The 12,394-nt window shown below is 64.6% G+C and carries 11 protein-coding genes; 5 read left to right on the plus strand and 6 right to left on the minus strand.

Translation table 11 applies throughout. The features are described from left to right. Nucleotides 1-33: 33 nt before the first annotated feature. From NLM33_RS44325 to NLM33_RS44345, 5 genes are all read right to left on the minus strand, one after another. Nucleotides 34-1,482: an aldehyde dehydrogenase family protein gene (locus tag NLM33_RS44325; RefSeq protein WP_254104941.1), complete on the minus strand. Its 1,449-nt coding sequence runs from the start codon at nt 1,480-1,482 to the stop codon at nt 34-36. A gap of 21 nt (nt 1,483-1,503) precedes the next feature. After that, the gene (gudD, locus tag NLM33_RS44330) at nt 1,504-2,856 is read right to left on the minus strand and encodes a glucarate dehydratase (RefSeq protein ID WP_254104942.1); all 1,353 of its coding nucleotides are present in this window, start codon (nt 2,854-2,856) and stop codon (nt 1,504-1,506) included. Between the two features lie 26 nt (nt 2,857-2,882). Next, nucleotides 2,883-3,827: a 5-dehydro-4-deoxyglucarate dehydratase gene (gene kdgD / locus NLM33_RS44335; RefSeq protein WP_254104943.1), complete on the minus strand. Its 945-nt coding sequence runs from the start codon at nt 3,825-3,827 to the stop codon at nt 2,883-2,885. 155 nt (nt 3,828-3,982) lie between these two features. Next, nucleotides 3,983-4,888: a LysR substrate-binding domain-containing protein gene (locus NLM33_RS44340; protein WP_254104944.1), complete on the minus strand. Its 906-nt coding sequence runs from the start codon at nt 4,886-4,888 to the stop codon at nt 3,983-3,985. 126 nt (nt 4,889-5,014) lie between these two features. Further along, nucleotides 5,015-6,367, minus strand: coding sequence for an MFS transporter (locus NLM33_RS44345; RefSeq protein ID WP_254104945.1), 1,353 nt, complete (start codon nt 6,365-6,367; stop codon nt 5,015-5,017). A gap of 309 nt (nt 6,368-6,676) precedes the next feature. On the opposite strand from NLM33_RS44345, the gene NLM33_RS44350 reads away from it, so the two are divergent. Continuing rightward, the gene (locus tag NLM33_RS44350) at nt 6,677-7,519 is read left to right on the plus strand and encodes an IS5 family transposase (protein ID WP_254099474.1); all 843 of its coding nucleotides are present in this window, start codon (nt 6,677-6,679) and stop codon (nt 7,517-7,519) included. Nucleotides 7,520-7,565: 46 nt separating this feature from the next. Here NLM33_RS44350 and NLM33_RS44355 read toward each other — a convergent pair whose 3' ends face one another. Further along, entirely contained in the window at nt 7,566-8,522 is a 957-nt protein-coding gene (locus NLM33_RS44355) for an AraC family transcriptional regulator (protein WP_254104946.1), read from the minus strand. Between the two features lie 217 nt (nt 8,523-8,739). On the opposite strand from NLM33_RS44355, the gene NLM33_RS44360 reads away from it, so the two are divergent. From NLM33_RS44360 to NLM33_RS44375, 4 genes are read left to right on the plus strand one after another with little or no spacing between them, the layout of a single operon-like run. Further along, on the plus strand, nt 8,740-10,035 hold the full coding sequence (locus NLM33_RS44360) for an ABC transporter substrate-binding protein (RefSeq protein ID WP_254104947.1): 1,296 nt from the start codon (nt 8,740-8,742) through the stop codon (nt 10,033-10,035). 13 nt (nt 10,036-10,048) lie between these two features. Then, nucleotides 10,049-10,786: an ABC transporter ATP-binding protein gene (locus tag NLM33_RS44365; RefSeq protein WP_254104948.1), complete on the plus strand. Its 738-nt coding sequence runs from the start codon at nt 10,049-10,051 to the stop codon at nt 10,784-10,786. Beyond that, entirely contained in the window at nt 10,786-11,514 is a 729-nt protein-coding gene (locus tag NLM33_RS44370) for an ABC transporter ATP-binding protein (protein WP_254104949.1), read from the plus strand. The genes NLM33_RS44365 and NLM33_RS44370 overlap by 1 nt, the downstream gene beginning before the upstream one ends. Next, nucleotides 11,511-12,392 carry a branched-chain amino acid ABC transporter permease gene (locus NLM33_RS44375; protein WP_254104950.1) on the plus strand — a complete coding sequence of 294 codons (882 nt, stop codon included), beginning with the start codon at nt 11,511-11,513 and terminating at the stop codon, nt 12,390-12,392. Before NLM33_RS44370 ends, NLM33_RS44375 begins: the two co-directional genes overlap by 4 nt. Nucleotides 12,393-12,394 lie beyond the last annotated feature (2 nt).

A 12,394-nucleotide genomic window follows, 5' to 3' on the forward strand; every position in this document is an offset into this window, starting at 1 on the left:
TACGCTTCGCTAACCCACCCTACGATCGCATCATCAGCCAGGGAACGTGTAGCCGGTCTTCACCGTGGTGTAGAACTCGCGGGCATACGAGCCCTGCTCGCGGGCGCCGTAGCTCGAGCCCTTCCGGCCGCCGAACGGCACGTGATAGTCGACGCCAGCGGTCGGCAGATTGACCATCACCATGCCGGACTCGCTGTTGCGCTTGTAATGCGTGGCGTATTTCAGGCTGGAGGTGCAGATGCCGGAGGCGAGGCCGAACTCGGTGTCGTTGGAGATCGCCAGTGCCTCCTCGTAGTTCTTGGCGCGGATGACTGCGGCCACGGGGCCGAAGATTTCCTCACGCGCGATGCGCATGTTGTTGTTGGCTTCCGTGAACAGCGCCGGCTGGAGGTAGTGGCCCGGGGTCTCGCGCTTGAGCAGCTCGCCGCCCCAGGCGAGCTTGGCGCCCTCGTCCTGGCCGATCTTGATATAGCGCAGGTCCTGGTCGAGCTGGCTCTGGTCGACCACCGGGCCGATATGCACGCCGGCCTTGAGCGCGTCGTCCACCGACAGGCCCTTCAGGCGCTCGGCCATCGCCGCGACGAAGCGGTCGTGGATGCCTTCGGTGACGATCAGGCGCGAGGACGCCGTGCAACGCTGGCCGGTCGAGAAATAGGCGCCGTTGACGGCGACCTCGACGGCGGTCTTGAGGTCCGCATCATCCAGCACGACCAGCGGATTCTTGCCGCCCATCTCGAGCTGGAATTTCTTCATGGGGTTCGAGAGCACGCAGGCCTGCGCGATCTTGCGCCCCGTTTGGACCGAGCCGGTGAAGGAAATCGCGGCGACGTCGGGGTGATCGAGCAGGGTCTGGCCGACCACGGAGCCGGAGCCGACGACGAGGTTGAACACGCCGGCCGGAATGCCGGAGCGGGTGATGATCTCGGACAACGCATGGCCTGAGCCCGGCACGAGCTCGGCCGGCTTGAACACCACCGTGTTGCCGTAGCAGAGCGCGGGCGCGATCTTCCAGGCGGGGATCGCGATCGGGAAGTTCCAGGGCGTGATGATGCCGATGACGCCGACCGGCTCGCGGGTGATCTCGACCTCGAGGCCGGGACGGACGGAAGCGCCTTTCTCGCCGATCAGGCGCAGTGCCTCGCCGGCGAAGAACGCGAAGATCTGGCCGGCGCGGGCGACCTCGCCAATGCCTTCGGGCAGGGTCTTGCCCTCCTCGCGGGCGAGCAGGCGGCCGAGCTCTTCCTTGCGGGCGAGGATTTCGGTTGAGATCTTGGTCAGCGCGTCAAAGCGCTCCTGCGGCGTCGAGCGCGCCCAGGCCGGGAAGGCGGCCTTGGCAGCCGCGATGGCCTTCTCGGTCTGTGCCTTGTCGGCCTTGGCATATTCGCCGACAACGTCGTTGGTGTTGGAGGGGTTGATGTTCTTGGTGATGCCGGAGCCATCGACCCATTCACCGCCAATGAAATTCTTCAGGATCGCAGTCATCTTTTTCCTCCAGGGAAGCTTTTAGCGCACGAGGCAAGGACGCTTGTCGTCGAAGGTCCAGCCGGGGATCAGGTACTGCATGGCAATAGCGTCATCCCGGGCACCAAGTCCATGCTGCTTGTAGAGGCCATGCGCGGCCTCGATGGCTGCCCGGTCGATTTCGATGCCCAGGCCCGGTTTGTCGGGGATGGCGATCTTGCCGCCCTTGATCTGGAGCGGCTCCTTGGTGAGCGCCTGGCCGTCCTGCCAGATCCAGTGGGTGTCGATGGCAGTGACCTTGCCGGGGGCGGCGGCGCCGACATGGGTGAACATGGCGAGCGAGATGTCAAAATGGTTGTTGGAGTGCGAGCCCCAGGTCAGCCCGTTGTCGCGGCAGGTCTGGGCGACGCGCACCGAGCCTTGCATGGTCCAGAAATGGGGGTCGGCGAGCGGAATATCAACCGCACCGAGACGCAGCGCATGGGAGAGCTGGCGCCAGTCGGTCGCGATCATGTTGGTCGCGGTCGGCAGCCCGGTGGCGCGGCGGAACTCGGCCATGATCTCGCGGCCGGAGAAGCCGGCTTCGGCGCCGCAGGGATCCTCGGCGTAGGCGAGGATGCCGTGCATGTTTTTGCAGAGCCGGATCGCCTCATCGAGCGACCAGGCGCCGTTCGGGTCGAGCGTCACGCGCGCATTGGGAAAACGCTTGGCGATTGCGGTGACCGCCTCGATCTCCTGCTCGCCGCGCAAGACGCCGCCCTTCAGCTTGAAATCGGCAAAGCCATAGTGATCGTGGGTCGCTTCCGCGAGCCGCACGACGGTCTCGGGCGTCATCGCTTCCTGATGGCGCAGGTTGAACCAATCCGGCTTGCCGGTCTCGCCTTCGACATAGGCGAGACTCGTCTTGCGGATGTCGCCGACGAAGAAGAGATAGCCGAGCGTCTCGACGCTCTTGCGCTGCTGGCCTTCGCCGAGCAGGGCCGCGACGGGCAGGCCCAGATGCTGGCCGAGCAGGTCGAGCAGCGCGGATTCCACTGCGGTCACGGCGTGGATCATCACGCGCAGGTCAAAGGTCTGCTTGCCGCGGCCGCCGGCGTCGCGGTCGGCAAAGGCGGTGCGGATGTCGGCGAGGATGTTGTTCAGCGCGCCGACGGTCTTGCCGATCACGAGATCGCGGGCGTCTTCCAGCGTCTTGCGGATTTTCTCGCCGCCCGGCACCTCGCCGACGCCGGTATGACCGGAGTTGTCGGTGAGGATGACGATGTTGCGGGTGAAGAACGGCGCATGCGCGCCGCTCAAATTGAGGAGCATGCTGTCGCGGCCGGCGACCGGGATCACCTGCATCGACGCGACGATTGGTGCGCCAGCGACTGGCGCGCTGGAGACTTCGACCATCGGCTGCTTCTCCCTTTTGTCTTTCGTTATTCTGCCGCCTGTTGCGTCGATTGCGCGGCGGGCAGGTTTTGCACGAGCGCAGTGAGTTCCGCAATCTCCTGCTCGGTGAGGTCGGTGAGCGGCGGTCGGACCGGGCCGGAGTCGCGGCCGATAACTTTCATGCCGGCCTTGATGATCGAGACCGCATAGCCCTTCTTGCGGTTGCGGATCGCAATCAGCGGCAGGATGAAGTTCTTCAGGCCGGAGTGGATGGTCTCATGATCGCGGTTGCGCACGGCGGCGTAGAATTTGGTGGCAAACTCCGGCACGAAGTTGAACACGGCCGAGGAGTAGGTCGTCACGCCCATGTCGAGATATGGCAGGGCAAAGGTCTCGGCCGTCGGCAGGCCGCCGATATAGGTCAAGCGATCGCCGAGCTTGGTGTAGACGCGGGTCATCAGCTCGATGTCGCCGATGCCGTCCTTGTAGCCGACGAGGTTCGGGCAGCGCTCGGCGAGGCGCGCGAGCGTGTCGGGCTGGAGGATGGCGTTGTCGCGGTTGTAGACGATGACGCCGATCTTCACGGCGGCGCAGACCGCCTCGACGTGGGCGGCGAGGCCCTCCTGCTCGGAATGGGTGAGGTAGGGCGGCAGCAAGAGCAGGCCGTCGGCGCCGGCCTTTTCAGCGCCGATCGCGATCTCGCGCGCGGTCGCGGTGCCGTAGCCGGTGCCGGCGAGCACGGGGACGCGGCCCTTGGTCTCGTCGACGGCGACCTTGACCACTTGCGGAACCTCAGTCGGCGTCAGCGAGAAGAACTCGCCGGTGCCGCCTGCGGCGAACAGGCCCGCGACGTCATAGCCGCACAGCCAGTCCATGTTGGCGCGGTAGGTTGCCTCGTCGAAGGAGTGGTCCGCCTTGAACGGCGTGACGGGGAAGGACAGGAGGCCGGAACCGATCTTCTGGGCCATCTCCTGCGGGGTCATCTTGCTCATGGGCGCTGCTCCCTTTGGGTTTTGAAGGCGGCGCGCGGACTTGCGCCGGATGTTCTGGGGGACACGCGCAAGGCGCGCGTCCATGAGCCGTTACTTAGGAGACCGTTCGATGCGCGTCCAAGCCAAAGCCTATATCGAATGATGCGAATTCAGCATCAATCTTCCATGGTCTCCGCAGCGGCCAATTCGCCCGCGATTTTCACCAGTGCCGAGAGTAGCGGGTTCTCGTCATCGCGCCGCCAGACCATGAAGAGCTCGACCGGAACGCGCGTGCGCAGCTTGAGCGGCCGCAGGCGGACGTCGGAGATTTTCAGGCTCGCGGCCGCCGCCGGCACGATGGCAAGCCCGAGGCCGGCGCGCACCATGGCGAGGATCGAGTGGATCTGGCTCAAATGCTGGACATAGCGCGGCAGCACGTCGGCGCGGGTGAAGAGCGCGACCAGGAGATCGTGGAAATAGCGGCTCTCATAAGGCGAATACATCACGAAGGGCTGGTCGTCGAAATCCTTGATGGTCACGGACTCCGCGTTCGCCAGCGGATGCTTCCTGGGGATCGCGGCGAGCAGGGGCTCGGCGACGACGCGACGGCTGGCAAGCTCCGGCCGCGCGATCGGCGGCCGCAGCAGGCCGGCATCGATCTGGCCCGAAGCGAGCGCCTCGAACTGGTCGCCGGAGACCATCTCCTTCAGCGAGAAGTCGACCTCCGGGAGTTTGGCGCGGCTGGCGGCGACGAGCTCGGGCAGGAAGCCGTAGGCGGCGGCCGCGGTAAAGCCGATCTTCAGCGAGCCGGTCTTGCCGAGTGCAATGCGGCGGGCGACCTGCGAGGCGCTTTCCGCGAGCTTCAGGATGCGCCGCGCCTCCGGCAGGAAGCTGCGCCCGGCCGGGGTCAGGCGCACCGAGCGGCTGGTGCGCTCCAGGAGCGGCGCGTCGATGATGTGCTCCAGCACCTGGATCTGCCGGGACAGCGGCGGCTGGGTCATGTTGAGCCGCGCGGCGGCGCGGCCGAAATGCAGTTCCTCCGCCACGGTGACGAAGCAGCGGAGCTGGTTGAGGTCGAACATCGATACTGGCCTTAGATGGATAAGGCGTTTCCCCGGCATTTCTAGCATCGATCACCTCCGAAACAAAGACGGCGGCTATCGAAGCCGCCGTAAGTTGCCTGGTCCCGCTCCGGTTACCCGGAGCGCTCAGGAGGAATGCTTCAGCACCACCCGCTGGATCTGGCCGACGACGACGAGGTAGGCGATCGCGGCGACCAGCGCGTTGACGCCGACGAAGACCAGGGCGCCGTTGAATGAGCCGGTTGCGGCCACGATGTAGCCGATCACGATCGGGGTGGTGATCGAGGAGAGGTTGCCGAAGGTGTTGAACAGGCCGCCGGAGACGCCACCGGCTTCCTTGGGTGAGGTGTCGGAGACGACCGCCCAGCCGAGCGCGCCGATGCCCTTGCCGAAGAAGGCGAGCGCCATGAAGCCGACCACCAGCGCCTGGCCGTCGACATAGTTGCAGCCGATGATCGCCATCGACAGCAGCATGCCGCCGACGATCGGGATCTTGCGGGCCATGGTCAGCGAGCCCGTCTTGCGCAGGATCGCATCCGAGATGATGCCGCCGAGCACGCCGCCGATGAAGCCGCACAAGGCCGGCAGCGTCGCGACAAACCCCGCTTGCAGGATCGACAGGCCGCGCTCCTTGACGAGATACACGGGGAACCAGGTCAGGAAGAAATAGGTCAGCGTGTTGATGCAGTACTGGCCGAGATAGATCCCGAGCATCATGCGGTTGGCGAGCAGCTGGCGGATGTGATCCCACTTCGGGCCCGAGTCCGGCGCGCGCTTGTCCTTCTGATCGTCCTTGGGCGCGTCGAGATCGACCAGCGCGCCGCCTTCCTTGATGTAGTCGAACTCGGCCTCGTTGATGGAGGGGTGCTCCTTCGGGCCGTAGATGGTCTTGATCCAGACCACGCCCATCACGACGCCGAGCGCGCCCATCACGAAGAACACGTAGCGCCAGCCGTAATCATGGGCGATCCAGCCCATCAGCGGCGCGAAGATCACGGTCGCGAAATACTGCCCTGAATTGAAGAAGGCCGACGCGGTGCCGCGCTCATTGCCCGGGAACCAGGCCGCGACGATGCGGGCGTTGGCGGGGAACGAGGGCGCTTCGGCAATGCCGACCAGGAAGCGCAGCGCGAACAGCATGGTGATGGCGGTTCCCGCACCGAGGAAGCCGACCCAGCCCTGCATCAGCGTGAACAGCGACCAGACGATGATGCTGAAGGCATAGACGACGCGCGAGCCGTAGCGGTCGAGCAGCCAGCCGCCCGGCACCTGCGCGATCACATAGGACCAGCCGAAGGCCGAGAAGATGTAGCCCATGGCGACGGGATCGAGATGGAGCTCCTTGGAGAGCGCGGGGCCGGCGATCGACAGCGTGGCGCGGTCGGCATAATTGACCGTAGTGACCAGGAACAGCATGGTCACGATGAACAGCCTGACGCGGGACCTCTTCACGTCCGCCGCGGACACCACTGCGCTCATGTGCGCGCCTCCTCGAATTCGAAATGTTTCCTCGAGAGGACTCCTAGAGGGGCGCGCACGAAAGTGTCCAACTTGAAGGGAGTATCGATTGATACCGTTTTTGGATTGATGGGACGGCAGGTTGGTGATTTGGCGGGACGCCGTCGCCCCACACTCCGCAGTCGTCCTGGCTTTCGCCAGGACGACTTTGGGGGGCGGTTTCTCCGCCCAATCCGGATATTTTCGCTAAGTGTCCGACCGAAAAATAAGTTGAGTGATATCAGCGAGTTCTGATTCCATTGGTGTTGCGAAGCATCAAAGGGATCGAGAATGTGGACTGATATCACTCGGGCACAGTTTGCCCGAGAGGAGCTGCGTTTGCCAAGCGACTTGACGGATGCGGAATGGGTCGTGCTGGAGAGGTTGCTTCCTGTGCGGGCCAAGCGCGGGCGGCGCCCGAAATGGAGCTATCGGGACATCGTCGAGGCAGTGCTCTATCTGCTGCGCGGCGGGTTGCCGTGGCGCATGCTGCCGCCCACTCTGTTTCCACCAATGACCACGGTGCAGTACTATTTCTACCAATGGCGGGACAGCGGATTGTGGCAATCGATCAACCACGCACTCCTGATGCTGGCGCGCGAGGCGATCGGCCGGGAGGCCTCGCCGACGGCTGGTGTGATCGACAGCCAATCGGTCAAGACCACCGAAGGTGGCGGCCCTCGCGGCTACGACGCGGGGAAGAAGATCAAGGGTCGAAAGCGCCACATCGTCACCGACACCCAAGGGCTCCTGGTCGGCGCGATCGTTCACGCTGCCGACGTCCAGGATCGCGATGGCGCGCCAGATGTCCTGTGCAGCATTCGCTACCGCTTCCCCTGGCTGCGCCATATCTTCGCCGATGGCGGCTATGCCGGCGGAAAGCTCAAGGCGGTGCTGGGAAAGATCGGCCGGTGGACTGTCGAGATCATCAAGCGCTCCGATGCCGCACAGGGCTTCGAGGTGCTTCCGCGCCGCTGGGTGGTCGAACGAACCTTCGCCTGGCTCGGCCGCAACCGCAGATTGGCCAAGGACTTCGAGCGAACCATCGAAAGCGCAACTGCCTGGCTCTTCCTCGCCTCCGTCCAACTCATGACAAGGCGCATCGCAGCCATAAAAACAGCAATGCAATTTTGAGTCAGACTCTAAGGCAGTCCGGCTTTCGCCGCGTTACTCCTGCGAACTACTCCCCTGGCAGCGGCGTCCGGCGCGGGGGGACGCCGAAGCGCTTCTTGTAGCTCACGGAGAAATGCGACTGGCTGGCGAAGCCGCAGCGCCAGGCGACCTCGCCGAGATTGGTGGTTCCCTTCTGGCCGCTCGCGACGATGAGCAGATGGGCCTGCTGTAGCCGCTCCTCCAGCAAAACCTGTCCGAAGGTCGTGCCGTGATACTGGAAGATCTTGTGCAGGTAGCGGACCGAGATGCGATGATCGAGCGCGGCGCGCTCGGGCGTCAGGGCGTGATCGGCGAGGTTGCGCCGGACATAGGCGCTGATGCGGTTAAACAGCGAGGTGCCGAGTGTCTCCCGGATCAGCGCGCCGTTGTCGCGCTGATCGCGGCATTCGATCATCAGGCAGAGCATGTCGATGATGCAGTCCTCGATCCGCGCGCTGTGCTCGGACGGCTGCATCTTCAACACCTGCTCGCCGAGCGTGGTGATGGCGGGCACCAGCAGCGGATTGGTGAAGTCGGCGGTCGCGCAGAGATCGTCGATGCCGGCGACACGGCCGGCGAGGCGCTCGCGATCGATCTTGATGGTGATGTTCTCCGACGCGTCAGGCACGTCGATCACGTAGGCCTCGGCGGCGTTCACGAGGAATACGCTGCCCGGCATCACCAGCCCCTCGCGGCCGCGCTGTTGGAAGCGCATCGCGTGGCGGGTCGGAAACAGGAAGACGAAATCCTCGGTCTTGTCGGCCTTGGCCGCCTCCTTGCGCCGGATCACGCGCTGCGCATCGGCGCGGAAATTGGAGACGCCCATGATGTCCGACTGCCAGTCGATCAATTCACCGCGCAGCCGGTCGGTGTGGGCCGACTTGATGTCGAGCCGGTAATAGACCTCGGCCATGGCCTGCCGCCAGGCCTCGATGCTTCCCTGTCCGTCTATTCCGGCAGTCGAATATGAGTTGCTCTGCGTCATGGCGCTCAGCTCACGGTTCACTCACGGACATGCGGTTCAAACAGCATACAAGAAGTGTACCAGCGGCGCAGGCGTTCTCCCAAATACCGCCGGTTGCAGGCGTGCGCTCTGGCAAAAAACACAGTGCGCCCAACGAAAAGACGATGGCGTCGCTCCAGACCTAGCTTGGCCCCGCGTTGCAGATCGGCCTCATGGCCGAAGCAAGAGGGGGTTCTCAATGACCACGAAATTCACGCGCAGGCGCGTTTTGACGGCGGTGCCCGCTGCCGCTGCGGTCGCGGCGTTTCCGGCACCGTACATCTCCGGTGCCACCCGGGCCGCCTCGAACGATCCGATCCTGATCGGCGTGCCGACGGCCCAGACCGCCCAGGCCGGCGTCGCCGACCACCAAGACTATCTCAACGGCACGACGCTCGCCATCGAGGAGATCAATGCTGCCGGCGGCGTGCTCGGGCGGCAGCTCAAGACCGTTGTCGTCGACATCGATCCGCTCTCGCCGGAGAGCGGGCAGGTTGCGATCAACAAGCTGATCGACGCCAAGGTGCATGCGATGTCCTGCGCCTTCGTGTTCACGCCGGTGCCGGTCGCCGACGTCTCGGCGCGCTACAAGGCGCCGTTCCTCTGGGGCCTGACGCAGCGCAACTTCACCGACATCCTTAGCAAGAGCGGCGATAAGTACTCCCACGTCTTCCAGACCGATCCCTCGGAAGTGCACTATGGCTACACGTTTCCGATCTTCCTGAAGGCGATGCGCGACCAGGGCGTGTGGAAGCCGATCAACAACGGCGTCCATATCGTGCAGGAGCAGATTGCCTACAACCAGACGATCTCGAAAGCGCTCCAGGCCGCGCTGCCCAAGAGCGAGTTCAAGCTCGCAGGCGTCACCGATATCCAGTACCCGGTGCAGGATTGGGGCTCGGTGATCCAGGAGATCAAGAAGATTGGCGCGGGCGCCGTGATGATCGACCACTGGGTCGCCGCCGAATATGCCGCCTTCGTCAAGCAGTACAGCGCCGATCCGCTGAAGGGCACGCTCGTTTATCTGCAATACGGACCCTCGCAGCCGGAATTTCTCGAGCTGTCGGGCCCTGCCGCGGAAGGCTTTGTCTGGAGCACCGTGCTCGGCGTCTATGCCGACGACAAGGGCAAGGAATTCCGCGCCAAGTACAAGAAGCGTTTCCCGGGCATCATGGGCCTTTGCTACACCGGCAACGGCTACGACGTGACCTATTACCTGAAGGCTGCGTGGGAAGCGGTCGGCGATCCCGCCAATTTCAAGGGAGTGTGCGACTGGGTGCGCAAGACGCCGTATCGCGGCGTGTGCGGCTATATGAGCATGAACAACGCGCTTCAGGAGTGTGCGCATTATCCTGATACGGGCGATGCGTTCGGCGCCAAGGAACTGGAGCAGGGCATGGCCCAGCTCTTCTTCCAGGTGCAGAACAACGAGCACAAGATCGTCTATCCGGACGTCCTGCGCGAAAGCGCGCTGCGCAAGGCGCCGTGGTGGTGACGTGCACGGCACGATGGCGTCCTCACCGCTCTTCGCCTGTCGCGACATCACGCTCGATCTCGGCGGCCGCGCGATCCTGCACGGCATCTCGCTCGCGGTCGAGCCGGGCGAGGTGCTCGGCATCATAGGTCCGAATGGCGCCGGCAAGACCAGCCTGTTCGAGGTGCTGTCCGGTCGCATGCCGCCGAAATCCGGCTCCGTGCACTATGACGGCAAGGACATCACGGCCTTGCCGCTGCACCAGCGCGCGCAGCTCGGCATCGGCCGCACCTATCAGACGCCGGTCGTGCCGGAGGGCATGACGGTCGCCCAGGTGCTCAAAGCTGCGCGACAGGCCTACCGCCCGTATCTGACGCCTGACGATTCCGAATGGGGTGCGGGGCTCGTCGCGTTCCACGTGCCGGGGAGCACGATGGCCGATCAGTTGGAAACACTGAACCGGCGCAAGCTGCTGATGACCTGCCTCTTGATGCGACGGCCAAAGATTCTGCTGATGGACGAGCCTGCGGCCGGCCTGATCAATTCGGAGATCGACGAATTCGACGAGGTCATGCGCGTGCTGGCGAAGGAGCTCAACATCGCGATCGTGCTGATCGAGCATCGCATGGAGCTGCTCGACACGATTGCGGATCGCGTGATGGTGCTCGATGCCGGAGAGATGATCGCCGAAGGCCGTCTCGACCAGATCCTCGTCGATCCCCGCGTGAAGGCTGCCTATTTCGAGTTCGAGGGCGGCGAGGGCGTGCACTGATGAGCGATGGCGCACGAGATGCCGTGCTCGACGTCCACGGTCTCTCCGCCGGCTGGGGGCCGCTGCGCGTGATCCACGACCTCGATCTCACCGTGTTCGCGGGCGAGCGCATCGGGCTGGTCGGGCTCAACGGCCACGGCAAGTCGACGCTGTTCCAGGCGATCGCGGGGCTGACCGGCTGGCAGCGCGGCTCGATTCTGCTCAACGGTTTTGAGGTCGGCCGCACGCGCAGCCAGGGACCAGGCCGCTACACCCACCAGATCGTTCGGCGCGGGCTCGCGCTGATCCCGCAGGGCGACGAAATTTTTCACGGGCTCACGGTGGAGGAGCATCTCGACAGCGGCGCCTACACCAAGGCGGCGTGGAAGGAGCGGGGCGTGCGCAAGCAAAAAATCCTCCAGATCTTTCCGCCGCTCGACAAGCTGATGAAGATTCCGGTCGGCCGCCTCTCGGGCGGCGAGCGGCGCATGGTCTCGATCGGTCGCGGCCTGATGGCGGATGCCGATCTCTTCCTCGTCGACGAGCCGTCGCTGGGGCTTGCGCCCAAGATCGGCAAGTCCGTGGTCGACGCGCTGATGGCGGTCGAACTCGGCAATTCGGCGATGGTGATCGCGGAGCAGAACCTCGCGCTGCTCGAGGGACGGGTCGACCGCATCATCGGCATGCATGCCGGCAAGTTGAAGGGCGAGGCTTCGGCTTCGAAGAGCCTGATGGGAGGCCACCGGTGAACTGGAGCTTCGTGCTCTCCAACGCGATCACGCTCGCCTGCATCTACGGCACGCTGGCGATCGGCATCTCGCTGACATGGTCGAGCCTCGGCCTCGTCAACATGGCCTTCGGTTTCATCTTTGCCTTCTCCGGCTATGGCGCCTGGCTCGCCAGCGTCAATATCGCGCCACAGCCGGCGGTGGTGATGGTCGCCGGCATCCTCACCGGCGCGCTGGGCGGGCTGATCGTCTGCCTGCTCGCCTTCATCCCGATCCACGACAAGCCGAACTTTCCGCTGCGCGCGCTCATCGCAACGCTCGCCATCAGTCTGATCGGCAACCAGGCGCTGCTCTGGTACTTTGGACCGCGCGCAAAATCACTGCCGCGCCTGTTCGGCAGCTGGAACGCCGACATCTTTGGCGTCGTGGTGACATCGGACAAGCTCGGCGCCTCGCTCTCCGCGGTCGTGCTGCTGACGCTCATCCTGTTGTGGATGCGCTCCAGCCGTCGCGGGCTCGAGATCCGCGCCATGATGATGAACCCGCATGCGGCTTCCATCGTCGGCATCGGCGTGCGCCGCACCGGCTTCTACGTCATGGCGCTCACCGGCTCGCTCGCGGGGCTTGCCTCGGTGCTCTTGGCGCAGACTTACTACGTGGCTCCATTCAGCGGCATCACGCCGATGGTGAAGGGGCTCAGCATCGCGCTCGTCGGCGGGCTCGGCAGCGTGCCGGGCGCGGTGATCGGCGCCGTCATCATCGGTCTCAACGAAGCTCTGACATCAACGCTGCTCGGCGGCCAGTATGTGCTGATCACGCAGTTCCTGTTGATCATCCTCGTGCTGCTGGTGCGGCCGCGCGGCATTGCCGGCCTGCTCGACAAGGCGCGGGAGGCCTGATC

The sequence above is a fragment of the Bradyrhizobium sp. CCGUVB1N3 genome (assembly GCF_024199925.1).
Classification (GTDB): Bacteria; Pseudomonadota; Alphaproteobacteria; order Rhizobiales; family Xanthobacteraceae; genus Bradyrhizobium.